This is a genomic window from Leisingera sp. NJS204, assembly GCF_004123675.1.
In the GTDB taxonomy this organism is placed as follows: domain Bacteria; phylum Pseudomonadota; class Alphaproteobacteria; order Rhodobacterales; family Rhodobacteraceae; genus Leisingera.
In genome coordinates this window covers 1,109,360-1,135,622 of the sequence record NZ_CP035417.1, presented here as the reverse complement: position 1 = coordinate 1,135,622, position 26,263 = coordinate 1,109,360, and the positions used below count along the sequence as shown (strand labels likewise).

The window sequence follows — 26,263 nt, the reverse complement described above, 5'->3', positions numbered from 1 at the left end:
ACTATCCAAAAGTGACATCTGGCGTTGGCAATCAATGAAATGACCGGTTCGGACGCCATTAGGGTTAAAACCCATTGGTTATCACGCTTGATCGTATTCCGGAGGCGATTTTATCCGCCTGATGCTCTGTCCGAATCCGGATCAGCTCCACACCGTTGCGCAAAACTTCCAGGGCTCGCCGATCGTCGAGATTGAGGTGGTAGAGTTTGCCGATGGGTCCAGCACGTTCACAACCGGCTTGAACGCCGCCTGCGCGGCTGCATTGTTATAGTCGTAGGACAGCTTCATCAGACCTGCTCCCTTTTGAAGACCTGGGATTTCGGGGAAATGCGCTCGTGGCTGACGAGCTGAAGATGGCGGGACCGGATCAGCCGGATCAGCGCCCGGAAGCCCATGGCGCCGCAGCCGGCACGATCCCTGAGTGCCTCCAGAGTTTAGATGCCCTGCATGTCCCGAACAGCTCGACGGGGTCCAGGCCCTCTTCCGTCAGCAGGCGGACGTCAGCAACGAAGCCTGCTTTCCGCGCTGGATCCGAGATTCGGCACATCTCCTAGAAGAACGCGTCGCTCACGCCATACGTAGGCCGCACGGAATAGGCGATAACCGCTCCATCGGACTGAGCTACTCCCCAATGTTTGGACAGGTTTTGACGTAGGTTAAGCTACTCTCTGCTCCTGCTGATCGGTTTGGGTTTCTTCTTTTCTCAGCCAAAAGACCACGGCTGGGGGTTTGCCGCCAAGGGCGGAGTGTGGGCGTTTCCGGTTGTAGAAATCGATCCATTTCCCAACGCCCGCCTTCGCCTCTGATCCGGTCTCCCAGGCGTGCAGGCAGACGCATTCGTATTTCAACGACCGCCAGAGCCGCTCGACGAAGATGTTATCGAGGAAGCGCCCCTTGCCATCCATCCGCTGCCCGGCAGCGCATGTGTGCATGCGCGAGAGGGGAGATCCGCACGCCGGATCGGCGCAATCTGCTCGTCCAGGCAAAAGATGTGAACTGGCTGCCCTGATCCGTATTCATGATTTCCGGCGGGCCAAACCTGGCGATGGCCTCGTTCAGTGCCTCGACGCAGAAGTCTGCTTCCAGCGTGTTCGAAAGGCGCCAGGCCAGCACCTTTCGGGTGTGCCAATCCATGATCGCCGCCAGATACAGAAAGCCCCTGCGCATTGGCAGATACGTGATGTCGGCACACCACACCTGATTGGGACGCTCCAGGCGTAGACCACGCAACAGATAGGGATAGGTCTTGTGCCCTTTCGCTGCTTTGCTGGTGTTTGGTTTCTGATAGATCGGCATCAAGCCCATCAGCCGCATCAAGCGTCGGATGCGCTTCTCGTTCACAAGGTGCCCGTCGTTTCGGAGGTGCCAAGTCTTCTGGCGGACACCAAAGAACGGCGTTTCCAGGAACTGTTCCTCGAGCCGGCGCATCAACATCAGGTTCATCGCCGTCTCGCCCTTGGGCGTGCAGTAAAACGACGACCGCGAGATCGACAGCAGCTTGCACTGTTTGCCAATCGACAGGTTGGTATTGGCAGGCTCAACCATCTTGCGCCTCACTTGCCGGTCCACGGCTTGAGCTTTCGTGACAAAAAATCGTTGGCGACAGCCAGCTCCCCGATCTTCGCGTGCAGTTCTTTGACCTGCTCCTCGTCGATCTCTGGGGACTTCTTTCCGCCGTGTTCAAACACGCCGGACGCGCCTTCCAGCAGAGCGCGTTTCCAGCTGTGGATCATCGTGGGATGGACGCCGAATTGGCTGGCAAGCTCAGCCGCAGTTCGCTCACCCTTCAAAGCCTCAAGCGCGGCTTTCGCCTTGAACTCGGGCGAGTGGTTCTTCCGTTTCGACATCTCTGATCTCCTCTTCGTCGAAGACCAGCAGACAACAAATCATAGCTTACGTCAGTGTCCGAAATTCAGGGGGCAGCTCACACAGCTCCAAATTTGGGTTCGCATGGCTGGGACCGCAAGCTTATTTCGGGGATCGATGCAATGGTCATCGCTGTCGGGCCGACCACATCGGGAACAATAAAACATCACTTGGCAGCAGCCCTTGATGTTGGGAGAGATGGATCATCCAAAACGCTCACAAATAAGCAAAAAGATGCACTCAATGATTTTCGAGCACTATTAGGTCATGTTGACAAATGGCGGATCCAGAGGCGGATTGATGTGATGTCGACGAAGCCGAGGAAGCTTTCAGCCGTTTTGTCGTAGCGGGTCGCGACGCGGCGGGCATTCTTGAGCTTGTTGAAGCATCTCTCCACCAGGTTCCGCAGTCGATACAGTGGGCGATCAACGCCAACACGCTTCTTTCGCGACTTCCGCATGGGGATCACTGGTTGAATGGCCCGTTCCCGCATCTCGTCGCGAATGCGGTCAGCATCATAGCCTTTGTCGGCCAGTAACACGAATGGTTCGGGGAGATTGTCGTCCATGACAAGATCGAACCCGAGATAGTCTGATGTCTGGCCAGGGGTGATGTCCGTTCGCATCGGCAGGCCGGCGGCATTCACCCGGAGGTGGATCTTGGTCGTGAAGCCACCCTTTGAACGGCCAAAACCCTGTCGCGGGGGCCCCCTTTAGCGCCCGCTGCCTGATGATGGGCGCGGACCACGGTGCTATCGACCATTTGCAGGGCGTCAGGGACGATCCGGCTTTCGGTCAGCGCCTCGAGGATCTGTTCCCAGAGACCTGCGAGCGTCCAGCGGCGGAACTGCCGATAGACACTTGACCACTTTCCGAATTCTTCGGGCAAGTCCCGCCATGGTGCCCCTGTCCGAGCAATCCAGAAAACACCATCAAGAACAAGCCGGTGGTTTGTGGGTTTGCACCCATTCGGGGCGCGAACAGACAAGATGAACCGCTCAAAGAACGCCCACTCCTCGTCCGACATCAGGTCTCGTGCCAAGCTGGTCTCCATCGCAGATACCAGCTTGAATCACGATCAGAGAGCGGCGTGAATCCCTTTTGTCAACACGACTTAGCCCGGAATTTGTTCCGTCCCACTTAGGTGAGAAGCAATATTTGCAGACTGCGCAAAGCTAAACGCTGGTGGAAGTGCGTTGCCTATCATCAGTGCCAAAGATTGTTTCCGTACATCTGCAGGGAAGACATAATCCTCTGGGAAGGATTGCAGAAGAGCTGCTTCACGGGGCGTGATAGCCCGGTTTTGCTCTGGGTGAAGGAATCTTCCTTTTGAAGGGTTCAAACAACCACCAGTTATAGTCGTGGAAATCGTGTCCCATCGCAACCGGCCGTAAACATCATTGAAACCGATCTTTTCGTCTTTGTGGCAGTCCAAAGTATATTCTGCTGGCAAGTCTTTTCGACTACCACCGTCTTTCGGTGTCAGCGAAATACGCTTCTTAATGGCATCGCTGTGCTTGGCAACAATTTTGTGGATGGGATCAGTCGAATCTTCCGGAGTAGGTAGGTGAGAGATAGCATCACGTACTGTGGTTTCCACTTCAAAGCCTTCAGCAACCGAGATCGCCCCCAGCCGAGATCCAACCATTACAAGTCGTCGTCGACTTTGTGGCACACCGTAGTTCTTTACGTTTACTACCTGGACGTCGATCCAATATCCCATAGCCTTGAGCTTCTTAACTATCTGTTTGAACAGATAGTAGTCGGCCAAACCAGGAACATTCTCCATCATCAGTGTAAGTGGCTTCAGCTCTTCTACAAAACGGAAGTACTCTACGACCAACTGATTTCTCGGATCCCGAACGCTAGCCTTTTTGTTTAGCTTGCGTACACTGGAAAAACCTTGGCAGGGCGGGCATCCCGCAAGAAGATGCAGCGGCGCTCCCCCCAACGTCCGTTTAACTTCCGAAATGTCTATCGTTCGAATGTCCTGCTCAATCAGGCTAGGCGGTGTTGACAAAAGGGATTCACAACGCACCGCAGGCGTGATTCAAGCTGGTATCTTCGATGGAGACCAGCTTGGCACGAGATCTGATGACGGATGAGGAATGGGCGTTTTTTGAACACTTCATCCTCGCTATCCGCGCTGCAAACGGGCGCAAACCGGCCAACCACCGCCTTGTTCTGGATGGGATTTTCTGGATATCCAGAACCGGGTCCCCGTGGCGGGACCTACCTGAGGAGTTCGGCAAATGGTCCAGCGTTTACCGCCAGTTCAGGCGCTGGACCCTGGCAGGGCTTTGGGAGGATATCCTGGATGCCCTGAACCAGAGCAGAGCCGTCCCCGACGCCCTGCAAATGGTTGATAGCACCGTGATCCGCGCGCACCACCAAGCCGCTGGCGCAAAAGGGGGACTCCGGAACAGGGTTTTGGCCGCTCAAGAGGTGGGTTTTCGACCAAGATCCACCTCTGCGTCAACGCGCACGGGTTGCCAATGAGAACCGAGATCACGCCGGGGCAAACGTCAGATTACCTTGGCTTTGATCTTGTCATGGCTGACAACCTGCCCGAGCCGAAAGTGCTGCTGGCAGATCGTGGATATGACGCTGATCGCATTCGGGAAAACATGAACGAGCGCATTATCCAGCCGCAAATCCCGATGCGAAAGACCCGCAAGATGCGTGTTGGAGTGGATCATACGCTTTACCGGCTGCGCAATATGGTCGAACGGTGCTTCAACAAGCTCAAGAACGCGCGCCGTGTCGCAACCCGTTATGACAAAACTGCTGAGAGTTTTCTGGGTTTCATCGACATCACGTCAATCCGCCTATGGTTCCGCCTTTTGTCAACATGACCTAGGTGTCACTGTCCCCGTCTCGATGTCAGATATCGAAGACTGAGCAACATTGGACAGGCGCGCTAGTTCCAATTGCGTCATGCCCACTGCCTTCCTGTGCTGCTTGAGAGCCTGCCCCGCGTGCTCTATGCCGTTGATCAAAGGCAACTTTCGGTTGTCCATGACCATTGTTTAAGACAAACCGTCAAAGTACACAATATAGCTTAGAGAGGATTCGTTCGCTTGGATTGATCTTACTACTGGGTTGAGCGCCCCCCAAACAGCTTGGGTTCACTTTGTTCGATAGCATCCAAAGTTGATAGCCGGTGGCGAGCAGTTTCATAAACAATGCTGACGGCTTTCCACCACTTAGCAGGTAAAACGGTGTGTAGAGCTTCTCCCAGCGCCTCGAAAGCACGGCCTTGGAGAATATCGCCGTCACCATCGGCGATACAAACAGTTCGAGACCGGACGCGATTTGGCGGCTTGGCTGGGCCTAACGCCGCTCAACACGTCCAGTGGAGGCAAAGATCGTCTCGAACGGATCACCAAGAAGCTTAAACGATATATCAGAAAGCTGCTCATCATTGGGTTTCCACGAATGCGCATGTCTTCTATCATCCGCGCACGCAGCGGGCTCCTCTTCTCCTCTGTCATTGGAACCTCCTGTCATCAGATTGAGAAACCCCAATCGTCGAACAGGTCAGCAAGATCACAAAATATGCGCCATAAGGGTCGGCTCGTAACGCCAGCCACAAACGCCATTGCCGCAATAGCGGCTTCGTCCTTCCGCCCCTCGCATCAAAGCCTGATAATGTCTTCAGCCCAGCGCCATCTCATTCGTCTGTCCTTGTCAGACTTGCCAACGGCCCCGGAAGAAATCCGAGGCCGTTTTCTCATATCACCAGCCTAAAATGACCTATTGAAACGTTTAGGTCATGTCACGTGGAACGCCACAGTCACTGACGTCCGACAGCAGAACTACGTCTTGGCCGCGTTCTGGGTTGTTTAATTTCAACAACTTAGCCTCGCATGCGACAAACGTAAATCCGCCTTCCGACACCTGCAGGCCGTTCTCCGGCAAGTCCAGTCCGTCTTAACCAAGAAAATTCAATGAGGTTTTGGTATCTGGGCACAAAAAAACCGCCCCTATTCGCTGCGTCTGCGCCAATGGCTGCTATGGGTCTCTGATCTGTATTCCTTGTTTCACTCGCCTTTTCAGCGCTGAGTAAGTTTATTTAAGCTCGCAACGCTTGCCAAAAATTTTTGTCATTGGCGGCCCCGGTCAGAGTTTCGCAACCAAAATAAATGCCCGGGCAATTGATGCCCGGGACAGCTTGCCCTGTGGGGAAATCAGGTAAGGTTCTTACTTCTTAAGGTTGGTCCAAATCTGGTCATAGACAGCCTGTGTCTCCTGATTGCAGACCTCGATGAAAACCCCATCGCCCGCATCAGCATGAGGGTTCTTTTCCGGCTGGGCAGCCAGTGCCGGATCAAGGTGCTCCGCGACGCCGGTCACCCCGGCATTGTATTGCGCGTAGTTGGTGACTGCTGCGATGTTTTCAGGTTCCAGCAAGAAGTCCATGAACTTCAGCGCATTATCCCTGTTGGGCGCATCCTTCAGCAGCACCACATTGTCCATCCAGGCAACATAGCCCTGGGTCGGATAGGCGTATTCCACATTGGCGCCTTCCTCACGCGCCTTGGCGGCAAAACCATCGTAGATCTGCCCGACAGCCGCATCCCCTGACACCAGCACTTCCTTGGCAGTATCCGAGTTGAAGGATGCCCAATGCTGCTTGGCGTCCTGCAGCATGGTATTCAGCGCTTTCAGCTGCTCGCGGTCGGTGGAGCATTGCGGAATGCCCAGATGCAGCGAGGCCATCGCCATCACCTCCCCCTGGCTGTCCAGCATGTTGATCTTGCCCGACAGCTCTGCCGGGGGCTCAAATAGAATGGCAGTGGTCTGGATGTCGCCGCTGTAGGCGTCGCGGTTCACCGCAAAGGAGGTGGAGCCCCACTGGTAGGGGATCGAGGAAGCGCGGCCCGGGTCAAAGCTGGGGTCGGCCCATTCCGGCACGATGTTGCCTTTGTTTGCCAGTTCGCCATCGGCAATGGTGTCCAAAAGGCCCTCGCCCGCCATGATGCTGACCATGTAGTCGCCCGGCACTGCCAAGTCATAGGTGCCCATGCCGCCGGCCTTCAGCGTCGCCAGCATGGATTCATTGGAATCGTAGGTGTCCATTGTCACCTCGATGCCGGTCTCGGCGGTGAACTTGTCGAGCACCTCCTGCGGCATGTATTCGAACCAATGATAGAGGACCAGTTTGCCCTCGGCGGCGGCGGCGTTGGCTGCAACACTCAGAGCAAGAGCTGCGGCGCTGGTTTTCAGCAGGTTTTTCATGTGTTTCCCTCCAAGTTGGATCATTTTGTATTGTCGGATTTGCTGACGAAGTAGCTGATGGTGACCATTACGATTGAGACGCTCAGCAGCATGGTCGAGATCGCCATGATGTTGGGTTTGATGCCCTGCTTGACCGAGCCGAAGATCGCGGTTGGCAGGGTCTCGACACCCGCGCCCTTGACGAAGTTGGTGATAATGAAGTCGTCGAGCGAGACGATGAAGGCCAAGAGGAAGCCGGAGACGATGCCCGGTGCCATCAGCGGCATCAGGATCTTGGTGAAGGCCTGCCGCTTGGTCGCATAAAGGTCCATCGCCGCCTGTTCAAAGCTGTCCTCGATCCCCTGCATCCGGGCCGAGATCGGCAGATAGGCAAAGGGAATGCAGAAAGCGATATGGGCGACCAGAATGGTCATGTAGCCGCGGGTGAAGCCGATCGCGTTGAAGAAGATCAGCGTGGCAACCGCTGTCACGATCTCCGGCACCATCAAAGGCAGTGAAATCAGCCCGAAAGACACCGTGCGCAGCTTGAAGTTGCCGCCGCGGACCATCGCAGTCGCCGCCAGGGTCGCAATTGTTGTGCTGGCAGTGGCAGCGATGATTGCGATGGTGAAACTGTTGAAGGCCGCAACCTTGAACTTCTCGCTTTCCGGCCCGGTGAAGACATCGGCGTACCAGCGCAAGGAGATCCCTTCCCAGTTGGTGATCGATTGGGAGGCGTTGAAGCTGTAGATGGTGACGATCACCAGCGGCGCATAAAGGACCGCCAGGCACAGGAGTGTGATGGAGCGGAAACCCTTGTAGGATTTGATATTTTCATTCACATGCGCCATGGCTCAGCCCCCGGTCTTGTCTGTTTTGGCCTGCTGGCGGGCGGAGAATATCAGGATGATCAGCACTATGGTCAGCAGGATCATCGACGCGGCAGCGCCGAACGGCCAGTTGCCAGCATTGCCCTTGAACTGCTCTTCGATCAGCGACCCGATCATGAAGTTCTTGGCACCGCCCAGCAGATCAGGTGCCAGGAAGGAGCCCATCGAGGGCACAAACACCAGGATGCAGCCCGCCACCACGCCCGGTTTCACCGCAGGCAGCACGATCCGGCGCAGGGTGGTCCATTTGCTGGCATAGAGATCCGCCGCCGCCTCGCTGAGCGAGAAGTTGTAGCGCTCCACCGCCGCATAGACCGGCAGCACCATGAACGGCAGATAGGAATAGAACAGGCCCAGCTGCACCGCAAAGTTTGTGTTGACGATGTGGATGGGGCTGTCGATCAGCCCGGTGCCGATCAGGAAGTCATTGAGCGGACCCTGGTCGCGCAGCAGGAACTTCATGCTGACGGTACGGATCAGCAGGTTCACCCAATAGGGAATGGTGATCAGGAACACCCAGACGGGGCGCACGTTTTCGGGCCGTGTGGCGATGAAATAGGCGGTGGGGAATCCGATCAGAAGGCTCAGCAGCGTCGCCGCCCCGGCCTGCCAGATCGAGCGCCAGAAGATGGTGATATAGGTCCATTCGATGCTGGGCGGTTCATCCCCGAACAGCCCGCGGTCAAAGAAGAACTGGTCATAGGCCGCCAGGGAGAACTCCCAGATCACCCCGCCGCGGAATTCCTTGGTCAGGAAGGAATAGATCAGCATCATGCAGACGGGACCCAGCACAAAGATTCCGAGCACCGCCCAGGACGGCAGCAGCAGCCAGCCGCGGGCGTCCTTATACGTGTCTGCGCGGGCTGAGCCGCCGCTTGCTGCGCCTGCTGCCATCAGTCCATCAGGAGGCGCCCGGCCCCCAGCTCCATGTTGACGAAAATCTCGCTGCCCGGCTCGAAGATCCGCTTGTTGCCGCGGTCGGAATTGGAGGTGCGCACGATGAATTGCGGCCCCTCGGCCAGATCGACCAGCGTGCTGATGTCGGTGCCGACAAAGATGTTCTCGGCCACCCGGCCCTTGAGGCTCTCGGCCTCCACCGGCGCGTCGGACATGAACAGCCGCTCGGGCCGCACCGACATATGCACCTTGGCGCCCGCGCCGATACCGTCCACCGAATTGCAGGTCAGCGCGTGACCGCCGCCCAGGTGGCAAGTCGCGCGGCCGTTCATCACCTGATCGACGGAGACCTCCAACAGGTTGGTTTCGCCGATGAAGTCTGCCACGAACATATTGCGCGGCTGTTCATATATCTCGGTCGGCGTGCCCAGCTGCTGCAGCTCACCCGCCGACATCACCGCGATGCGGTCGGACATGGTGAGCGCTTCCTCCTGATCGTGGGTCACGAAGATGAAGGTGATCCCGGTCTCCCGCTGCAGGTGTTTCAGCTCCAGCTGCATGGCCTTCCTGAGCTTCAGGTCGAGTGCCGACAGCGGCTCATCCAGCAGCAGGACTTTCGGTTGTGGCGCCAGCGCACGCGCCAGCGCCACACGCTGCTGCTGGCCGCCTGAGAGCTGAGACGGTTTGCGTGCAGCGAATTGCGACAGCTGGACCAGCTCCAGCATCTCACCCGCACGTTTGCGGGCGTCGGCTTTGGATTTGCCGCGCATCTCCAGGCCAAAGGCCACGTTGTCCAGGATCGTCATATGCGGGAACAGCGCATAGTTCTGGAACACGGTGTTCACCGGCCGCTGATGCGGCGGCAGCTTTTCGATTTCGTCGCCATAAAGCAGGATCTCACCCTCGGTCACATCCTCGAAGCCGGCGATCATCCTCAGCAGGGTGGTCTTGCCGCAGCCGGAGGGGCCCAGCAGGGTAAAAAACTCGTTGTCCTTGATGGTGAGAGAAATCCGCTTGAGAGCGGTGAAATCCCCATAGCGTTTGACTGCGTTACGCACATCAATCGCATCTGTCTTGTTTCCGGGCACTTGCGCCTCCCCTCTGCCGCGTGTCGTTTGATCCAGCATAGGAAGGTCGGGGGCCTGCTTTAAGAATTGACTCCCTCAGCAAATGTTAGTCTTTGCCTAACCTTCAAAATCCTCGCAAAAGCATGAACTTACCTTGCTCAAAAGGAGATGCTTCTTCTGCTTTGCCTGCCCCTAAGCCTTGCAACGGAAAGTGCATCTTTGGTGTGGTTGCGGGTCTGTCTATGGCCTTGGGAAACGCTCCCTGCGACAGGACAGGACAGGACAGGACAGGACAGGACAGGACAGAAGACAATGCACAAGACACGAGCTGAACAGGACTCCATCGGGCAGATTGATCTGCCGGCAGACTGCCTGCACGGCATCCAGACGGAACGCGCCCGGCAAAACTTTCCGATTACCGGCGTGCCGCTTTCGCACTTTCCGGCTCTGGTACAAGCGCTGGCCATGGTGAAATCTGCAGCGGCCCGCGCCAATGCTGAGACTGGCGGCCTGTGTGCCGCCAAGGCAGATGCGATTACTGCGGTATGTTCGGAGATCCTGCAGGGACAGCATCAAGAACACTTCAGCGTCGACATGATCCAGGGCGGGGCCGGCACCTCCACCAACATGAACGCAAATGAAGTTATAGCTAATCTCGCGCTGCTTTGGATGGGGCGTCAGCCCGGTGATTACACGCATCTGCACCCCAATGACGACGTGAACCATGGCCAGTCCACCAATGACGTCTATCCGACAGCAATCCGGCTTGCAGTTCTCGCCAGCACCGCGCCGCTGTGCGAGGAATTGCACAGGCTGCAGCAAGCCTTTGAGGACCGTGCTTCGGCTTTTGACGGCATCGCCAAGGTGGGGCGCACCCAATTGCAGGACGCGGTGCCGATGTCTCTGGGAATGGAGTTTGCCTCCTTCGCCGTCACGGTAGGCGAAGACATCGACCGGCTGCGCGACATCAGCGGGCTCTTGACCGAAGTGAACCTTGGCGGCACCGGTGTGAATGCTGAACCTGGCTATGCGCCGCTGGCGCTGCAATATCTGTCAGTTCTGTCCGGTTTTGACCTGAAACAGGCAGGCAATCTGATCGAGGCATCCTCTGACCTCGGCGCCTTTGTTGCCTACTCGGGTATCCTGAAGCGGGTGGCGGTAAAGCTTTCGAAAATCTGCAACGACCTGCGGCTGTTGTCCTCCGGTCCGCGTGCGGGTTTTGGCGAGATCACTCTTCCCGCGGTGCAGGCGGGATCGTCGATCATGCCAGGCAAGGTCAATCCGGTGATCCCCGAGGTTGTCAATCAAGTCTGCTTCCAGGTGATCGGTAATGACCTGACCATCACAATGGCAGCCGAAGCAGGCCAGCTGCAGTTGAATGCGATGGAACCGGTGGTGGCCTATAACCTGCTAGAATCCATACGTATACTGAGAAACGCAGTTGACGTGCTGACCGTGAAATGCGTTTCGGGGATCACCGCCAACGAGGACCGCTGCGCCGCCCTGCTGGACAATAGCCAGGTGCTGGCCACCGCTCTGGCTCCGCATCTGGGCTACGACGCCGCTGCCAGAATGGCCAAGGACGCACTAGCCTCCGGCCGCAGCATTCGTGCGGTACTGGAAGAGCAGGGCAGCCTGCCTGGGGACAGCATTGATGAAATCCTTTTACCCGCTGCCATGCTGAACGGGCCGGAGCATTAGGGTCCTGACCCTAAGCTCTGGCCCGCAGGTTCCGCAGGATCGCAAGTATGGCGATCAGCAGGAACATCACCTCAATCACAATGGCACCTGGGTTAGGGCGGTAGATCAGTGAGATCATCTCCAGAGATCCGCCGGCGATATTCGCCGCGTTGAACGGGATCTTGTCGGCCGGCAGCAAACCCCGCGTAGCCATGTAATAGGCCGCAACAATGATCGCCGATCCGATCAGCCCGACGGCGTCAAACCAGGCCAGTTCCTCGATCATTCTGTCAGGCCGCGTGTAGCTGCCAGATAGGACCGGCGCGCCAAGGATTGCAGATAGGCGGATAATGCCATGACGTTTTCCTCAACCAGTCAGATCGTCCAGGATGCGGTCCATCATCGCGTCGCAGGCGGCAAGCTGGCTCAGCTCCAGGTATTCGTCGGGCTTGTGCCCCTGCCCCTCCATCGAGCCTGGGCCGCAGACCACGGTTGGCACGCCCAGCTGGTCAAAGAACCCGGCCTCGGTGCCAAAGGCGACTTTGGTAGTGGTATTGCTTTGGGCGAGCTTCTGAGCATAGGGGACGACAGGGCTGTCCGCAGGCACGTCCAGACCGGGATAGGCGTTGTACTGCTCCACCTCGATACGCGCCTCAGCCGGATAGTTGTTACTGACCCGTTCGGCAGCTGCCTGAATGCGGGCTAGAATGTCCGCACTGCGGTCGGCTGCCAGATGGCGGTATTCAAAGGTCAGCTCAGCGCAGTCCGGCACGATGTTGAGCGCGGTGCCGCCGCTCATTTTGCCGACATGCACGGTGGAATACGGCACTGCATAGGCCGCATCCCGGGCGCCTTTGGCGGCGAAATCATCCTGCAGCGCCCGCAGCTCCGCCAGGAAATCCACGGCGAGGTGCAAAGCGTTGGTGAAATTGGGGGCCAGCGCTGAGTGGCCGCTTTGGCCATGGCATACAGCGCGCAGGGCGGCCTTGCCCTTGTGGCCGATGGCGACGTCCATCTCCGTCGGCTCCCCCACGAAGCAGGCGCGGGGCTGGCCGATCAGCGGTGCCAGACGCTCCAGCATCTCCTGAATGCCGACGCAGCCGATTTCCTCGTCATAGGACAGCGCGATCTTCAGCGGTTCTTTCAGATCCGCCTTCGCCGCCCGGTCCGCCAGCGCCAACGCACTGGCGACATAGCCCTTCATGTCGGTGGTGCCGCGGCCATAGACGCGGCCTCCCTCCCGGGTCAGCCGGAACGGGTCGCGGGTCCAATCTTGCCCGTCCACCGGCACCACATCGGTATGGGCAGACAGCAGAACCCCCTGCCCAGCCGGGCCTATCTCGGCATACAGCCCGGTCTTGGAGCCATCCGGCGACGGCAGCTGCACCACTGCGAAACCGCGCTCAACCAGGAAGCCCTCCGCATAGGCGGCAAGCTCCAGATTGGAGTTGCGGCTGACCGTGTCGAACCCGGTCAGCCGCTCCAGTATGTCCAGCGTTGCTGTCATCGTCAGTCCACGGCCAGCTCGGTGATCTCGCGGCGGAAGGGCAGCGCGTCGCCGATATCCGCACCATCCAGTTCGCGGGCATAGCGGTGGCCCGCGTAGGTCGCCCAGGCAATCGGCCCCGGCGCGCTGGCGTCGCCGATGATCTTGACCGACTTGATGCCTGCATCCGCCCACTCCGGCTCGCGGGCACGCAGATCCTCATAGAGGCTGTCGTTGCCGGTGCGCGAGGCGACCATCACCACGGCATCCGCCTCGATGTTCCAGGTGCGGTCCGTGTAGGTGCAGTTGCTGACCACATGGCCCGCGTGGATTTCCGTCACCCCGCGGTTCAGCACAATCTCCACCCCGGCCTCGACCAGACGCGGATGGATCGCCACCTGCTCCAACGTGTTGTTGGTCCAGTCGCTGACAAAGGCTGAGGGCGTGACCAGCGTCACCTGCGCCCCCTTGGAGGCCAGCAGTTCGGCCAGAACGCCGCCCATGTAGTAGTGGTCGTCGTCATAGACCACCACGCGGCCTTCGGGGATGGTGCCGTCCATCAGGTCGTCGGGGGTATAGACCTTGGCACCTTCGGCGATCGGCATCGGCACCACATGCTGGCGGGAAACGCCGTCACGGCGCCAGGTGGAGCCGGTGGCGATACAGATGTTCTCAAAGCCGAACTCCAGGATGCTGTCCGCATCCAGCGGGCTTTCGCGGTAGATCTCCACATTCGGACGCTGGCTCAGCTGGTAGTCGCGGTAATCCACGACACGGCCCCAGGCATTGAGGCCCGGCAGTGTGCGCTCGCGGGTCACGCGACCGCCGATTACGTCCTTTGCTTCGGCCACCGCCACGTCATAGCCGCGGCGGCACAGCGCCCAGGCGGCTTCAAGCCCGGCCGGGCCCGAGCCCACAATCAGCACGTTGGAACTGTCGCCCTTGGTGTTCATCTTCTCCGGATGCCAGCCCTTGCGCCATTCCTCCATGAAGGTCGGGTTCTGGGTGCAGCGGCTGATCGACATGGTCATGTCGCCGGTGATGCAAATGTTGCAGCCGATGCATTCGCGGATGTCCTCGATCCGGCCTTCCTCGATCTTCTTCGGCAGGAAGGGGTCGGCAATCGAGGGGCGCGCGCAGCCGATGAAATCGAGGGTGCCGGATTTCACCATCTTGGCCATCACATCGGGGCTGGTGAAGCGGCCGACACCGACAATGGGCTTGTCCGTCAGTTCATGAATGCCGCGCACCAGTTGTTCCTGCGCGGCTTCTTCCTTGAAGCGGCTGGGTCCGGAGCAATCTTCCCATGTACCTTGCGCCAAATCCCAGAGGTCCGGCAGGTCCTTGTTCATCTCGATGTAGTCGCGCACCTCGGCGTTGGAGAAGCCCAGCTTGCCAATGGTTTCATCCAAGCTGACCCGCAGGGTGATCGCCATGGTATCGCCCACCGCATCACGCATATCGGCAATGACTTCCTGGCTGAAACGCGCGCGGTTCTCCAGTGAGCCGCCGTATTCATCCGAACGCTGATTGGTCGCCCGGCTCAGGAAATGCTGGAAGATGCCGAAGCCATGCGCGCCGTAAAGGCAGATCAGGTCAAAGCCTGCCTCTTTCGACCGTTTCGCCGCATTCACGAACCAGCGGCGCAGATCCTTGATGTCCTGCTTGTCCAGCGCGCGGGCCTGCACCGGGTCGTTGGTGAAGGTGCGGATCGGCAGTGCAGAGGGCGCCAGCGGCACCTCCTTGGAATAGAGGTTCGGGCCGTTGATCCCGGAATAGGCCAGCTGGATGCCGGCCAGAGCGCCATGGGTCTTCATCCGCTCCGACATCTTCCTGAGCTGCGGGATGTCCTTGTCCTCCCACAGGCGCAATTCGATGAAGGGGGTGATTTCAGAGGTGTGATGCATCTCGCATTGTTCGGTGAAGATCACGCCCCAGCCGCCTTCGGCCTTGATGCCCCGCATGGCTGCCGCGGCAGAGGGGTCGCGGTAGCCGCCGCCGTTGCAGTGCGGCACCTGGTAAAAGCGGTTCTTGGCGGTGAGCGGGCCGATCTTCATCGGCTCGAACAGAATATCATAGCGGGGATCGCGCAATTTCCATCTCCTTCGTGCAGAGCTGCCAAAAGGGTACAGGACTGTGCCAAAGGCGAAAGTTGCGCTTACGGAAGCATTGCTTAGCCGCCGCCTAAGCGCCGCCGCCATCCCCGATACGGATGCCTGGCACAGTGCCGTCTGTGATCCGTTCCTGGCAGTAGCTGATGAAGGTTTTGACGGTCAGCACGTTCTCGGCCCCTTCAGCCGTCAGCAGGCCCATCCGCATCGGCCGCAGCTTGCCTTCGATTGGCACGAACTGCAGCTTGCGCCCGTCTGGTGCCATGTCTGTCACCGGGCGGATATTGGCAATGGAATAGCCAAAGCCGTTCGCCACCAATCCGCGCATTACCGCCATGTCGCGGGTGCGCTCGGAAATCTGCGGAGCGGCACCTGCATCTTCGAAGATGGAAAGAAAGTATTCGGCGCTCAGCGGCAGATCCAGCAGCACCATCGGATGCGCGGCCAGGTCTTCGACAGTGACGCTCTCGCGGTCTGCCAGCGGGTGATCTTCGCTCAACAACGCGTAGGGCGGCAGCTCCGCCAGCGCGTTGAATGTCAGGTCCGCCGGGATGTTCAGGTCATAGGTCAGCGCCACGTCGATCCGTGCCTGCCGGATCAGCCCAATCAGCCCGGCCTGATCGCGCTCCAATTGGCTGATAGTAACCGCCGGATATAGCGCCTCAAACTGGCGGCGCAGCCCCGGCACGATCAGTTGGGCGAAAGTCAGCAGGCAGCCGACTGACAAGGGCCCCTGCACAAAGCCCGAGATATTGTCCGCCAGACGGCTGAGCGCGCCCGCCTCATAGAGAACCGCACGCGCCTGATCCATGAATTGATGGCCGGCCTGAGTCAGCGACAGGCCCTGCGCGTGCTTGCGCACGAACAGCTGCAGGCCGAACTCATTTTCCAGCTGCGACACCGCCGATGATATCGAAGGCGAGGACACGTTCACCTTCTCCGAAGCCAGGGCAATTGACCCGGCCTCGCCGACGGCGACGAAATACTCAAGCTGACGCAGGGTGAAACGCAAAGGCATGTCTGCGACTATGCCTGTGCCAGCCCAAGCTTATCAAGTCCGGTATTTGATCCAAGTGGTTTTCAGCGCGGTATATTTTTCCAGGCTGTGCAGCGACAGATCGCGCCCGAAGCCTGACTGTTTCATACCGCCAAAGGGTGTCTGCGCCGAAAGTGCGTCCACCGTGTTGACCGAGACCGTCCCCACTTGCAGCTTGTCCGACACCCGGCAGGCGCGGCTGAGGTTGTCCGTCCAGACCGAAGCCGCCAGCCCGTAGATCGAGTCATTGGCCATGGCGACGGCCTCCTCCTCGCTATCAAACGGAATGACCGACAGCACCGGGCCAAAAATTTCATCCCGCGCCAGCGGGTTGTCGTGGCTGACATCATCAAAGATCGTCGGCTGCACAAAACAGCCCTTGCCACCGACCGTCACGCGCTCACCACCAGCCACCAGATTGGCCGAAGACTTGCCTGCTTCGACAAAGCGCATGATGCCCTCGGTTTGCTTCTCATCCACGATGGCGCCCATCTTCGAGGCCGGATCCAGCGGATCCCCCGGCTGGGTCGCCTCGGCGCGGGCAATCAGCTTCTCGACAAAGGCATCCTTGATCGAACGCTCCACATAGAGCCGCGAGTTGGCCGAACAGACCTCACCCTGATTGAAGAAGATGCCAAAGGCAGCCATGTCGGCAGCCGCCTCCAGATCCTCGCAATCCGCAAACACCAGGTTAGGAGACTTGCCGCCGGTCTCCGGCCAGACCTGTTTCAGGTTCGACTGCCCCGAGTACTGCATGAACATCTTGCCGATTGCGGTGGAGCCAGTGAAGGCGAGGCAATCCACATCCATATGCAGCCCCAGCGCCTTACCCGCAGTGGCACCATAGCCCGGCACCACGTTGAAGACCCCGTCCGGCACTCCGGCCTCTGCCGCCAGCTCGGCCAGCCGCACGGCAGACAGCGGCGACTGTTCCGCCGGTTTCAGCACCATGGAATTACCCACTGCCAGCGCCGCTGCCGCCTTCCAGGTCGCCATGTCCAGCGGGAAGTTCCAGGGTGTCACTGCGCCTACCACACCTAACGGCACGCGGCTGACCAGCGCCAGATCACCCGGTCCGGTCGGCGCCACCTCATCATAGACCTTGTCGATGGCCTCAGCGTACCACTGGAAGAAATGCGCAGATCCGGGGGCGTCGATGGTGGCGGCATCCGTCACCAGCTTACCCATATCCAGACTGTCCAGCAGCGCCATCTCTTCCAGGTTTTCCCGGATCAGGTCCGCCAGCTTCAGCATCACCGCCTTGCGATCCCCCGGCGCCATCCGCGACCAGCGCCCGTCCGCGAACGCCCTGCGGCCCGCCGCCACGGCTCGGTTCACGTCCTCTTCATCACATTCGGATACCTGCGCCAGCACCTCACCGGTTGCCGGGTTCACGCAGGCAAAGGTTTTGCCCGAAACCGCATCCGTGAACTTGCCGTCAATGAAGGCCTGACTGCGGAAAGAGAGGGCCGCCGCACGGGATTTCCACTCGTCCGATGTATAGTCCAGCATAGTCTCTCTCCTGATTATTCGTCGCCCGGCACGCCGTAAGACGGCGCCTCGCGCGGGTCGAGTGCGCGCTGAACGTAGGCGTCCAGCTGCGGCTTGTAGATCTCCCAGGCGGCGGCGATGTTTTCGATCGGGCAGTCCCCGGTCCAATCGCAGCGCAGGTCCGCAACCGGCCAGCTCACCTTGTCGACGATCTTCATGCCTGCCGAATGCACCGGTCCGGCCTCGCCGCCAGCCGCCAGCCCGGCCCGCATTGCGGCAATCAGCCGATCGCCAAGATGTCCTGATGATGCCGAAAACCCGTCCACGATGGCTTGGCACACCCCGTCATTGGCCAAGAGGTTGCCGCCCGAGACCACATCAAGCCCTTCGGCCTGGGTCCAGATGCCAAGACTGTTCGGCCCGGAATGGATCGCGGTGCCGCCGGCCTTGTCCACCGCCAGCACTTGGCGGTATTCGATGAACTTGCCCTGCTTGCGAATTTGCTCGACAGCCTCTGCAGCCGTCAGCCCCTGCTCCATCAGGTCCAATGCCAGCGGGCCGAGGCTGGGATCGGTCACATTCTGGCTGGCCACCGCGCCGACACCCGCACGGGCAAAGGAACAGCGCGCCGCAACCGCGGGCGACGAGGACGATATGGCAATCCCGAACATGCCGGTCTCTACGCAGCGCGCCACAAGCGAAAATGTCATTGCCTTGTCTCCTTAAGTGCCGCCAAATCGGATCCGCCCTTCATCTGGCTGTAAATATCCCCGGGGGAGTGCGAGGGGGCAGGCAGCCTTCTCGCTTCCGTCCTCTAATTCCGGTCTCAGTCCGGAATGACTGCGGTGCCGTCGATCTCCACCAGCCATTCCGGCCGTGCCAGCGCCTGCACCACTAGGCCGGTAGAAACAGGATGCACGCCTTTGATGTATTCGCCCATGGTGCGGTAAACGGCCTCGCGGTGGCGCACGTCGGTGATATAGACCACCACCTTGACCAGATGCTCCATTGTGCCGCCGCATTCCTCGATCAGCTGCTGGATGTTTTGCATCACCTTGTGGGTCTGCTCGACGGGGTCGTGGCTTTCGATGTTCTTGGCATCATCCAGATTCTGCGGGCACTGGCCGCGCAGATAGACGGTCTTGCCGCCCTGCGTTACCACCGCCTGGCACAGGTCGTTGTCGAGGTTCTGTTCCGGGTAGGTGATTTTGGTGTTGAACTTGCGGATGCGGGTATGGGCCATGATGTCCTCCTGGCATGGCGGGATAGCGTGTCCGGGCATTGGCAATGCTTGCCGGCACTTTTGTCATTTTCTGCAGCGAACCGAAGGTTCAGGCCTCACCAGACCCCCGGTAACCTTCGTAATGACGCTGGATGGCGATCTGGTCGGCCACATGTTTGGCATCATGCCAGACCCCCCAGATGAAGGTCGAGCCGCGGCGCGACTGCCAGGGCAGGCCCAGGAAGTAGATCCCTGGCTCAGCCGACACACCGCGCTGATGCTGCGGGCGGCCGGCACCGTCAAAGGCATCGACCTGCATCCAGGAGAAATCCTGGCGGAAGCCGGTGGCCCAAAGGATGGTCGTGATGCCTTCTTTGTCCAGATCCAGCGCGCGGAGCGGGCTGGTTAGGCTGTCCGGATTAGGGAAGGCCTTTCGGGCCTCCGGCTCCTCCGGCAGATTGATGCCGGTGCGTTCGACATAGGCATCCGCCAGATCCAGCATTTTCAGGTAGTCCGCGTCGCCTGCCGCAATATTGTCCTGCAGGTCTCCGGCAAAATTCATGGTCCCGTTTTCATAGGACTCGGTCAGGCCCAGAAGCGTCACTCCCTCACCGGCCAGGCGGCGGAAATCCATGGTCTGGCCGCCATAGGCACCGCTGACCGAGATCGTCACATGTTCCTTGCCCGGTTCCAGCGCCGCCTGATCCCACAGGCCCAGAACGCCCAGCCACCAGACAAAATCGCGGTCGCGGTACATGCGCGGCGGCCGGTCATGCGGTCCGACCGAAAGATAGACCTTGCGGCCTGCCCGGTTCAGCTCATCGGCGATCTGCGCCCCCGAGGAGCCAGCGCCGACCACAAGCACAGCGCCCTCCGGCAGCTGCCCCGGGTTGCGGTAATGGAAAGAATGCAGCTGGTTCACCGCCGCGCCCTCGGGCACCACAGGCGGGATCACAGGATGCTGGAATGCGCCGGTTGCCGCCACAATCCGCTTTGTCTCGATCACACCATCCGAGGTTTCGACCCGGAAACCGCCGGTGCCATCAATACGCTCGGCTCTGGTCACTTCAACTCCGGTGCGGATGGGCGCTTTGAACCGTTCCGCATATTCAACCATGTAGTCCGCAACCCTCTCTTTGGCCGGAAAGGCCTCGGGGTCAGTTCCTTCGTACTCCAGGTTCGGGAAACGGTCATGCCAGGCGGGGCCGTTGGCAACCAGCGAGTCCCAGCGCCCGGTCCGCCAGGCCTCGGCAATCCGGTTCTTTTCCAGCACCAGATGCGGCACGCCTTGATTGGTCAGGTGCTCGCTCATGGCCACTCCTGCCTGGCCTGCTCCGACAACCAGCGTGTCCACCTTTTCTACAGCCATTTCCAAACCCTCTTCTGACACTCCGGCGCGGGCTGCTGCCCTACCGGTCTTCCCCATCAGAATGGTCACAACAACAAGTTCGGAAAAAGAACTCTGTGACTTACCCCTGCTTCGGTTGCAGCTAACCAGCGGCTGAAATCAAAATAGACGCCTCAAGGGGCTTTCTCGGCAAAGCCTTGAAGAAAAACTCTGATTGACGCGGTTTCGCCTGTGCAAACCTGTGGCAACTTACAGTATTGTTTGCACTGCTGGTCATTTGGGACATTCCAAAACTGGCCGGGCATGAAATGCCCTTGAGGATTGGATACACTGTGGGGCAATCGACAGCTGCCCTCAAACTAAAGCCCCAATAATACCTTTAGATGGTCCAGGCTGAACCAGCCTTTTAAGTCAGCTCAACGCCTTTGCATAGAATGCTCGTCATATACCGGACGTTCGTGCAAAGCGCAGAATCCGGAAAAATGGGGCTCATGCCGCAAGTTCGCCGCAGGCGGCACTAAAGTCGGCTTCCAAGAACTGGACGTGTCCCGTTTTCGTGCCGCTCCAAGTGCTCGTTTAGGCCACTTTCCGTTCGAATGCGACGGGGCTTTTCCAGCCCAATGCTGAGTGCCGCCGTCGCGGATTGTAGAAGCCATTGATGTAGTTGAAGATGGCCAGTTCAACGGCCCTACGCGTTGGCCACGACCTTCGCCAGATCAGCTCTGCCTTGATCGTTTTGAAGAACGTTTCGACCGCCGAGTTGTCGTAGCAATTTCCCTTGCCGCTCATCCACTGCCCCGGCAGTGCATGTTTACATGCATGAGAGGGGGACACGCTGAACCCGTGTTGTCGCAGGATTATCTGATAGTCATGAGAACAGTATTGCGATCCACGATCCGTATGATGAATGCAGCCCATAGGCGGTGATCTGAAGGCTATAGCCATGTTCAGCGCCCGGATCGCCAAGTCCCGCTTCATCCGATTGCTGATGGCCCAACCGATCACCCGCCGGGAATGCAGATCAAGGATCACCGCCAGGTAGAGCCAGCCCTCGCGCGTCCACACGTAACTTATGTCACCTGCCCATTTCTGATTGGGCGCATCTGCGCAGAAATCCCGGTTCAGCAGATTGGGTGCGATGTTGAAGGCGTGGTTGCTGTCCCCCTCTCGGCTGATTGCTTCGCAATCGTCTGCCGGGCAATGGTCGTCACCTTGTATTTCTTAGATCGTTCGACACGGATGCCATTCTCACGCATCAAACGCCCGACGCGACGATGGCCAATGTTCAGGCCCAACTCCTTCAGTTCCTCGGTCATCCGTGGGCGGCCATAACTGCCCAGGCTGAGGCGAGATTGTTCCTTGATATGCGCCAGAACGACCATGTCAGTGCGCTGCCTTTGACTGGCCGGGCGGCTGCGATAGGCCCGTAGACCGCGCTCACTGACATCCAGCACATTGCACATCCGCTTGGCGCTGAAGGTATCAGTGTGTTCTTCGATGAACCTGAACCTCATGGCTTTTGGCCCGCGAAGAACTGCGTTGCCTTTTTTAAGATCTCCCTCTCCTCCTTGAGAATGCGGTTCTCCCGTCGAAGCCGTTCATTCTCTCGGGCAAGGTCGAGGTCTTTGTCGGATACCACCTCGGTGTCGCGATGCGCTGTGATCCACTTGTTCAGGGTCGAAAGGCCAACACCCAAATCAGAGGCCACTTGCTTCCTGCTCAGCCCGCTCGTCAGCGCAATCCGCACCGCATCGGCCCGGAATTCTTCTGTCCGTTTCAGTCCCATAGTTCGTCTCCTTTGCTGCAATAAATGCTATCAAAGGAGCGGCATCAAACCGCGACACGTCCATTCGGCCGCTGCGGCCAGGGCTGCCGACGCCGTAACTGCGGTGCCAAGGGCAAAACGTAATATGCGCTTCATGACCCAGCCTCACTCCTCACGGAAACGGGTATGGCAGGCAGAGCAGGTTTGGCTCAGCATCATGAACACGCCGTCGGCAGGCATCTGGGACAGGGCCTCGGCACTTGGACTGCCGCCCATCATTGCGCCGCCGCCCATCATGCTGCCGCCCATCATGCTTCCTGAACCCATATGAGATGATCCCATCATTGTGCCGTTGGACATCATGCCTGTCCCTTGGGTTTCTGACATCATCAACCCGCTCTCCGCCACCGAGGCCAGGCCATCAGAATAGGTCTGCAATCTTTCCGCGAGATCGCTAAAACCTTTCCAATCGGTCCATATCTCAGCCTTGGCTTCAGATGGATGCCCATTTGAACCCTCCGGAAAGAGCGTCGTCAGGACCTCACCTGCATGGGCTCCTATTTTTTTCAGCTTCTCTTCGAACTGCCGCTGCATCATAGGCTGTTTTCCCCTGCATCATCGGAGCCAGCACTTTCATGCTGTCTTTCATAACTCCCATGCCATCCATCCGTTCCTTTACGATGCCTGTTGCACCGCTGTGGGCATGAGCAGCTACAGCAATGAGCGACGCCAATGCGGCGCCGGAAACCAGTTTGGAAAGTGTCATCTTGTTTTCCTGAAATAGTTTGAGATTGCGCTTTGAAGGCGCAGGATCAGTGTTCAGGAAAGGTAACGGGGAGGCGGCGGATCAAAGCCAGTGATCGTAAACGGCCTCAATAGGGCCAGCGGCATATCATGACGAGAGATCTGCATGCTTGGCCGCATTGAAAGGCAATTGCCTATGAGAACAGCAAAACCACCACAGAGCGAACTGCCATGACAGTGTTCAGTATGGCCACTGCCCGCCTGTTCTTGATCAATGTCCTGAACAGTGACAGCGATATGCGCTCCGCCGCCAGCCCCGTGTGCATTGGCCTGGCTTGCAGACAGGAAGATAACTGCGACGAGTAGACCCGCAGCCAGCAGCAAATACCCAATTTCCAGTCTGGTAAAGAGGCGCACTGCTCAGTTTATCCCGTTTTCGTGGCTAAGTTCACGGACACATACAACGATGCCTTTCCTACCCATCCGGGTCAAGCGGCCGACCGTCGCAATTCACTCTGCCGGACAATACGGCTCGTTCATGTGGGTCCTTAAGTTAATGCACTCGCAGATAAGCAAGAAAGCTCTTCTGCAAGTCAGGTAACCTCACACTGCTCGCTCGCTGCTATGTGTTTTCATTACTGCGCAAACAGAGAAGCAAGCGAAGCTGCCTCTGATACACTTCGCGACAAATCTCTCTCGAACCTTGCTGCAGTGTTCGTATATTTCAAACAAGTATGAGCAACACCCCCCATATTCTGGTGGTCGACGATCACCGTGAAATCCGGTCAGCGGTCACACGTTACCTGGAGAAAAACGGCCTGCGGTCCTCCGCCGCCAAAGACGCCAAAGAAATGGATGCGATGCTCACCTCCGGAAGCTTCGATCTGGTTGTTCTGGATGTGATGATGCCAGGTGAGGACGGGCTGTCCGTTTGCAAACGCTTATCTCAAGAAGGGCAATTGCCTGTGCTGCTGTTGACCGCCTTGGGCGAGGAGCACGACCGGATAACCGGGCTGGAAACCGGTGCAGACGACTACTTGGCCAAACCCTTTAACCCGCGCGAGCTGTTGGCCCGCATCCGGGCCATCATGCGCCGTACAGCAAAGGAAGAACCACCCGCAGGCCGCTTGGCAGGAAAACGTGTGAAGTTCGGGCAATGGGTTTTGGATAGCGACAGGCGGGTGATCCTCGACAGCGCAGGACAAGAGACGGCGTTGACCGGCTCCGAATTCAAGCTGCTAGTCGCGCTGCTAGAGCGAAACCGCCTGGTACTGAGCCGCGATCAGTTGATGGATCTGACCGCTGGCCGTGCAGCGGCGCCAATGGATCGGACAATTGACAATCAGATCAGCCGCCTCCGCCGCAAGATAGAGAGTGATCCCTTGCGCCCGCGCCTGATTACTACGGTTCGCAACGGCGGATACTGCCTGTCCGTAGATATTGAGGTTCTGGATCAATGAGTTTTATTCCGCGCAGATTGCGGTCGCAGTTAGTGCTTTTGGTCGTGCTGGCGCTGGCTGCCGCACAAGGCGTAAGCCTGTTTTTCTTGTCTGGGGAACGCAGCTTAGCGATCCGGGCTGCGATGAGCACCGAAGCCGCCGGCAGGGCAGCCAATGTCGCAAGGCTGATTGAAGAAGCTCCCCCGTCCCTCCATCCCTCGATACTCCGGGCTGCCAATTCTCCCCTGGTGCGTTTCGAACTTAGCGGCAGCCCGGCCGTAACGCACACTTCACATGACACTGATGGTGCTGCGGAGGCGCGGGTTCGCGCGCTTCTGGGCGGAGACACCAACCGGGAGGTCCGGGCTGAACTGCACGAGACTGATAGTGCTGGACTGCCACTTCCCTATCTGGAACCAGAGATGGCTGAGATCCATCGGGAAATGATGCGCGGCCAGATGCTGGCAATTGAATTGAACCTGTCAATTGCGCTGAGCGATGGCCAATGGCTGAACGCAGCCACATTGTTCGAGCGGCCGCCGCTGCAATGGTCTTTGCAGCCGACGATCACCTTTGCCCTCAGCACAGGCTTCATCCTGGCTGCAATTTTTCTGTTTGTGCTGACCCGTGTCACGGCTCCCCTGCGCATGCTTTCCTCAGCGGCTGAAAACCTGGGGGGGGAGGAAGCTACTGAACCGCTTCCCGTAGATGGGCCTCAGGAGATACAAGAGCTCATTCATGCGTTCAACAGGATGCAGCATCGAATAACCAGCCTGGTTGCCGAGCGCACCCGGATGCTTGCCGCCTTAGGCCACGACCTGCGCTCGCCGCTGACAGCCATGCGGGTGCGGGCAGAGTTTGTGGAAGACGATGAAACCCGCAGTAGCATGATATCCCTTATCGGGGAGATGCAGAGCATGGTCGAAACAACACTCTCCTTTGCCCGTGGTCTGGCGGACGCAGAGAAGCCTGAAGACTGCGAGCTGGGCAGTTTTCTCCAGGCTTTACGAAACGACATGCTGAACGGTTTTGAACTGCTGCCTGGGGATCCCGTCCAGATCTGCCTGCGGCTGAACGCCATGCGCAGGGCTCTGCGCAATGTGATTGAAAACGCGCTGAGGTATGGCGGCGCGGCGCAGGTTGAATATCGATTACAGGACGGCGCCGCCGTAATCACTGTGTCGGACCCAGGACCGGGTATTCCGGAAATTGACTTGGAGCGTGTATTCGACCCCTTCACGCGATTGGAAGACTCTCGCTCGCTTGAAACCGGCGGACACGGGCTGGGGTTGTCGATTGCCCGCACCATCCTGCGCGCGCATGGCGGCAGCCTCACATTGCGCAACCAGCCAGAGGGCGGTCTCTGCGCCGTGCTGAAGCTGCCGCTTGGGCAGTGAGACCGGACAAATTCGGATACATTCCGATACAAATCACGGGCCGTACAGGCGTTGATCTTCCTGCTCTGGAAGGCCGCAAACCTAATGGCCGCCAGGACAGCTCCCGCAACGGTGGCGACTTTGACAATTGGATGGGGAAGACATGAACAGAACGGGCCTTTTACTTGCAATAGCAGTGATTGCCGTCGGCGGATTTGCCATGTGGGGCGTTTCCCGACCAACAGAGCAGAAGCCGGGAGCAGCGGAAGCCATATTGGAGGGCGTAGCTATTGTTGAGGTGAAGCTGCCCGAGACCCTTTCTGAAAACGCGCAGATCGGAAAACACATCTTTGAAGCCAAATGCGCATCCTGCCATGGCGAAAACGCCGCTGGTCAGGAAGGGGTTGCCCCACCGCTAGTTCACAAGATCTATGAGCCAAGCCACCACTCCGATACCACATTCCTGCTGGCTGCCAAAAACGGCGTTCGAGCACATCACTGGCGGTTCGGAAACATGCCGCCAGTGCCCGGGGTGACTGATGGCGAAGTCAACCTGGTGACACGCTACGTGCGAGAGCTGCAACGCGCAAACGGGATCCACTGAGATCGGACGGACTTGTTTGCAT

23 protein-coding genes and 4 pseudogenes are annotated in these 26,263 nt (G+C 58.7%); 6 read left to right on the top strand and 21 right to left on the bottom strand.

Annotated elements, in window-relative coordinates:
- Positions 1 to 141: 141 nt before the first annotated feature.
- The 4 genes and pseudogenes from ETW24_RS24195 to ETW24_RS05580 all read right to left on the bottom strand — a co-directional run bounded on the left by ETW24_RS24195 (position 142) and on the right by ETW24_RS05580 (position 3,903).
- Complete coding sequence (locus tag ETW24_RS24195; protein ID WP_164982701.1) at positions 142 to 288, bottom strand: hypothetical protein; 147 nt, start codon at positions 286 to 288, stop codon at positions 142 to 144.
- A gap of 368 nt (positions 289 to 656) precedes the next feature.
- Positions 657 to 1,847: pseudogene (locus tag ETW24_RS05590) on the bottom strand (IS3 family transposase).
- A gap of 284 nt (positions 1,848 to 2,131) precedes the next feature.
- A protein-coding gene (locus ETW24_RS05585) for an IS5 family transposase (RefSeq protein WP_129370118.1) occupies positions 2,132 to 2,919 on the bottom strand; the annotation gives its coding sequence in 2 pieces (ribosomal slippage) (positions 2,132 to 2,580 and positions 2,580 to 2,919; 789 coding nt in all).
- Between the two features lie 60 nt (positions 2,920 to 2,979).
- Entirely contained in the window at positions 2,980 to 3,903 is a 924-nt protein-coding gene (locus ETW24_RS05580; protein ID WP_254695709.1) for a DNA cytosine methyltransferase, read from the bottom strand.
- Between the two features lie 29 nt (positions 3,904 to 3,932).
- On the opposite strand from ETW24_RS05580, the pseudogene ETW24_RS05575 reads away from it, so the two are divergent.
- A pseudogene (locus tag ETW24_RS05575) lies at positions 3,933 to 4,720 on the top strand (IS5 family transposase).
- Here the strand turns inward: ETW24_RS05575 and ETW24_RS25180 are convergent.
- The gene (locus ETW24_RS25180) at positions 4,712 to 4,804 is read right to left on the bottom strand and encodes a helix-turn-helix domain-containing protein (protein ID WP_368075956.1); all 93 of its coding nucleotides are present in this window, start codon (positions 4,802 to 4,804) and stop codon (positions 4,712 to 4,714) included. The pseudogene ETW24_RS05575 and the gene ETW24_RS25180 overlap by 9 nt on opposite strands.
- Before the next feature lie 358 nt (positions 4,805 to 5,162).
- Here ETW24_RS25180 and ETW24_RS05565 point away from each other — a divergent pair.
- Positions 5,163 to 5,294: pseudogene (locus tag ETW24_RS05565) on the top strand (transposase); the annotation flags it as partial.
- Between the two features lie 774 nt (positions 5,295 to 6,068).
- Here the strand turns inward: ETW24_RS05565 and ETW24_RS05560 are convergent.
- From ETW24_RS05560 to ETW24_RS05545, 4 genes are read right to left on the bottom strand one after another with little or no spacing between them, the layout of a single operon-like run.
- Positions 6,069 to 7,106 (bottom strand): extracellular solute-binding protein, encoded by a 1,038-nt coding sequence (locus tag ETW24_RS05560; protein ID WP_129370115.1) that lies wholly within the window; start codon positions 7,104 to 7,106, stop codon positions 6,069 to 6,071.
- Between the two features lie 20 nt (positions 7,107 to 7,126).
- Positions 7,127 to 7,936, bottom strand: a complete 810-nt coding sequence (locus ETW24_RS05555; RefSeq protein WP_129370114.1) for an ABC transporter permease — start codon at positions 7,934 to 7,936, stop codon at positions 7,127 to 7,129.
- A 3-nt stretch (positions 7,937 to 7,939) separates the two neighbouring features.
- Entirely contained in the window at positions 7,940 to 8,869 is a 930-nt protein-coding gene (locus ETW24_RS05550) for an ABC transporter permease (protein WP_129370113.1), read from the bottom strand.
- Positions 8,869 to 9,999 (bottom strand): ABC transporter ATP-binding protein, encoded by a 1,131-nt coding sequence (locus ETW24_RS05545; protein WP_129370112.1) that lies wholly within the window; start codon positions 9,997 to 9,999, stop codon positions 8,869 to 8,871. The genes ETW24_RS05550 and ETW24_RS05545 overlap by 1 nt, the downstream gene beginning before the upstream one ends.
- Positions 10,000 to 10,251: 252 nt before the next feature.
- Between ETW24_RS05545 and ETW24_RS05540 the strand changes: the two genes are divergently transcribed.
- Positions 10,252 to 11,640 (top strand): aspartate ammonia-lyase, encoded by a 1,389-nt coding sequence (locus ETW24_RS05540; RefSeq protein WP_129370111.1) that lies wholly within the window; start codon positions 10,252 to 10,254, stop codon positions 11,638 to 11,640.
- A gap of 10 nt (positions 11,641 to 11,650) precedes the next feature.
- Here ETW24_RS05540 and ETW24_RS05535 read toward each other — a convergent pair whose 3' ends face one another.
- The 12 genes and pseudogenes from ETW24_RS05535 to ETW24_RS05485 form a co-directional block, all read right to left on the bottom strand.
- Positions 11,651 to 11,905 (bottom strand): CBU_0592 family membrane protein, encoded by a 255-nt coding sequence (locus tag ETW24_RS05535; RefSeq protein ID WP_129370110.1) that lies wholly within the window; start codon positions 11,903 to 11,905, stop codon positions 11,651 to 11,653.
- Positions 11,906 to 11,986: 81 nt separating this feature from the next.
- A complete protein-coding gene (argE, locus tag ETW24_RS05530; RefSeq protein WP_129370109.1) occupies positions 11,987 to 13,126 on the bottom strand; it encodes an acetylornithine deacetylase in 1,140 nt (379 codons plus the stop codon).
- 2 nt (positions 13,127 to 13,128) lie between these two features.
- On the bottom strand, positions 13,129 to 15,198 hold the full coding sequence (locus ETW24_RS05525) for an oxidoreductase (RefSeq protein ID WP_129370108.1): 2,070 nt from the start codon (positions 15,196 to 15,198) through the stop codon (positions 13,129 to 13,131).
- A 91-nt stretch (positions 15,199 to 15,289) separates the two neighbouring features.
- Positions 15,290 to 16,234, bottom strand: coding sequence for a LysR substrate-binding domain-containing protein (locus tag ETW24_RS05520; protein ID WP_129370107.1), 945 nt, complete (start codon positions 16,232 to 16,234; stop codon positions 15,290 to 15,292).
- A 33-nt stretch (positions 16,235 to 16,267) separates the two neighbouring features.
- Positions 16,268 to 17,764 carry an aldehyde dehydrogenase gene (locus ETW24_RS05515; RefSeq protein WP_129370106.1) on the bottom strand — a complete coding sequence of 499 codons (1,497 nt, stop codon included), beginning with the start codon at positions 17,762 to 17,764 and terminating at the stop codon, positions 16,268 to 16,270.
- A 14-nt stretch (positions 17,765 to 17,778) separates the two neighbouring features.
- A complete protein-coding gene (locus tag ETW24_RS05510; RefSeq protein WP_129370105.1) occupies positions 17,779 to 18,453 on the bottom strand; it encodes a DUF1028 domain-containing protein in 675 nt (224 codons plus the stop codon).
- A gap of 116 nt (positions 18,454 to 18,569) precedes the next feature.
- Positions 18,570 to 18,986, bottom strand: coding sequence for a RidA family protein (locus ETW24_RS05505; RefSeq protein WP_129370104.1), 417 nt, complete (start codon positions 18,984 to 18,986; stop codon positions 18,570 to 18,572).
- An 88-nt stretch (positions 18,987 to 19,074) separates the two neighbouring features.
- The gene (locus ETW24_RS05500; RefSeq protein WP_129370103.1) at positions 19,075 to 20,334 is read right to left on the bottom strand and encodes a flavin-containing monooxygenase; all 1,260 of its coding nucleotides are present in this window, start codon (positions 20,332 to 20,334) and stop codon (positions 19,075 to 19,077) included.
- A gap of 555 nt (positions 20,335 to 20,889) precedes the next feature.
- Positions 20,890 to 22,099 (bottom strand): annotated as a pseudogene (locus ETW24_RS05495) (IS3 family transposase).
- Positions 22,100 to 22,243: 144 nt separating this feature from the next.
- Complete coding sequence (locus tag ETW24_RS05490) at positions 22,244 to 22,675, bottom strand: cytochrome c (protein ID WP_254695708.1); 432 nt, start codon at positions 22,673 to 22,675, stop codon at positions 22,244 to 22,246.
- Complete coding sequence (locus ETW24_RS24720) at positions 22,620 to 22,844, bottom strand: cytochrome c (protein ID WP_254695707.1); 225 nt, start codon at positions 22,842 to 22,844, stop codon at positions 22,620 to 22,622. Before ETW24_RS24720 ends, ETW24_RS05490 begins: the two co-directional genes overlap by 56 nt.
- A 53-nt stretch (positions 22,845 to 22,897) precedes the next feature.
- Positions 22,898 to 23,239 (bottom strand): hypothetical protein, encoded by a 342-nt coding sequence (locus ETW24_RS05485; RefSeq protein WP_129370102.1) that lies wholly within the window; start codon positions 23,237 to 23,239, stop codon positions 22,898 to 22,900.
- A 317-nt stretch (positions 23,240 to 23,556) separates the two neighbouring features.
- Here ETW24_RS05485 and ETW24_RS05480 point away from each other — a divergent pair, with 317 nt between their 5' ends.
- The 3 genes from ETW24_RS05480 (at position 23,557) to ETW24_RS05470 (ending at position 26,241) form a co-directional block, all read left to right on the top strand.
- Positions 23,557 to 24,282, top strand: a complete 726-nt coding sequence (locus ETW24_RS05480; protein ID WP_129370101.1) for a response regulator — start codon at positions 23,557 to 23,559, stop codon at positions 24,280 to 24,282.
- Positions 24,283 to 24,683: 401 nt separating this feature from the next.
- The gene (locus ETW24_RS05475; protein WP_237456995.1) at positions 24,684 to 25,658 is read left to right on the top strand and encodes an ATP-binding protein; all 975 of its coding nucleotides are present in this window, start codon (positions 24,684 to 24,686) and stop codon (positions 25,656 to 25,658) included.
- Positions 25,659 to 25,800: 142 nt separating this feature from the next.
- Positions 25,801 to 26,241, top strand: a complete 441-nt coding sequence (locus tag ETW24_RS05470) for a c-type cytochrome (protein ID WP_129370099.1) — start codon at positions 25,801 to 25,803, stop codon at positions 26,239 to 26,241.
- Positions 26,242 to 26,263 lie beyond the last annotated feature (22 nt).

Excerpts from the sequence above, each read along its gene's own strand:
- ETW24_RS24195 (WP_164982701.1), bottom strand. The coding sequence starts at position 288 with ATGAAGCTGTCCTACGACTATAACAATGCAGCCGCGCAGGCGGCGTTC.
- ETW24_RS25180 (WP_368075956.1), bottom strand. The coding sequence starts at position 4,804 with ATGACGCAATTGGAACTAGCGCGCCTGTCCAATGTTGCTCAGTCTTCG.
- ETW24_RS05560 (WP_129370115.1), bottom strand. The coding sequence starts at position 7,106 with ATGAAAAACCTGCTGAAAACCAGCGCCGCAGCTCTTGCTCTGAGTGTT.
- ETW24_RS05555 (WP_129370114.1), bottom strand. The coding sequence starts at position 7,936 with ATGGCGCATGTGAATGAAAATATCAAATCCTACAAGGGTTTCCGCTCC.
- ETW24_RS05550 (WP_129370113.1), bottom strand. The coding sequence starts at position 8,869 with ATGGCAGCAGGCGCAGCAAGCGGCGGCTCAGCCCGCGCAGACACGTAT.
- ETW24_RS05545 (WP_129370112.1), bottom strand. The coding sequence starts at position 9,999 with ATGCTGGATCAAACGACACGCGGCAGAGGGGAGGCGCAAGTGCCCGGA.
- ETW24_RS05540 (WP_129370111.1), top strand. The coding sequence starts at position 10,252 with ATGCACAAGACACGAGCTGAACAGGACTCCATCGGGCAGATTGATCTG.
- ETW24_RS05535 (WP_129370110.1), bottom strand. The coding sequence starts at position 11,905 with ATGATCGAGGAACTGGCCTGGTTTGACGCCGTCGGGCTGATCGGATCG.
- argE (WP_129370109.1), bottom strand. The coding sequence starts at position 13,126 with ATGACAGCAACGCTGGACATACTGGAGCGGCTGACCGGGTTCGACACG.
- ETW24_RS05520 (WP_129370107.1), bottom strand. The coding sequence starts at position 16,234 with ATGCCTTTGCGTTTCACCCTGCGTCAGCTTGAGTATTTCGTCGCCGTC.
- ETW24_RS05515 (WP_129370106.1), bottom strand. The coding sequence starts at position 17,764 with ATGCTGGACTATACATCGGACGAGTGGAAATCCCGTGCGGCGGCCCTC.
- ETW24_RS05510 (WP_129370105.1), bottom strand. The coding sequence starts at position 18,453 with ATGACATTTTCGCTTGTGGCGCGCTGCGTAGAGACCGGCATGTTCGGG.
- ETW24_RS05505 (WP_129370104.1), bottom strand. The coding sequence starts at position 18,986 with ATGGCCCATACCCGCATCCGCAAGTTCAACACCAAAATCACCTACCCG.
- ETW24_RS05500 (WP_129370103.1), bottom strand. The coding sequence starts at position 20,334 with ATGGCTGTAGAAAAGGTGGACACGCTGGTTGTCGGAGCAGGCCAGGCA.
- ETW24_RS05490 (WP_254695708.1), bottom strand. The coding sequence starts at position 22,675 with ATGATGCAGCGGCAGTTCGAAGAGAAGCTGAAAAAAATAGGAGCCCAT.
- ETW24_RS24720 (WP_254695707.1), bottom strand. The coding sequence starts at position 22,844 with ATGACACTTTCCAAACTGGTTTCCGGCGCCGCATTGGCGTCGCTCATT.
- ETW24_RS05480 (WP_129370101.1), top strand. The coding sequence starts at position 23,557 with ATGAGCAACACCCCCCATATTCTGGTGGTCGACGATCACCGTGAAATC.
- ETW24_RS05475 (WP_237456995.1), top strand. The coding sequence starts at position 24,684 with ATGGCTGAGATCCATCGGGAAATGATGCGCGGCCAGATGCTGGCAATT.
- ETW24_RS05470 (WP_129370099.1), top strand. The coding sequence starts at position 25,801 with ATGAACAGAACGGGCCTTTTACTTGCAATAGCAGTGATTGCCGTCGGC.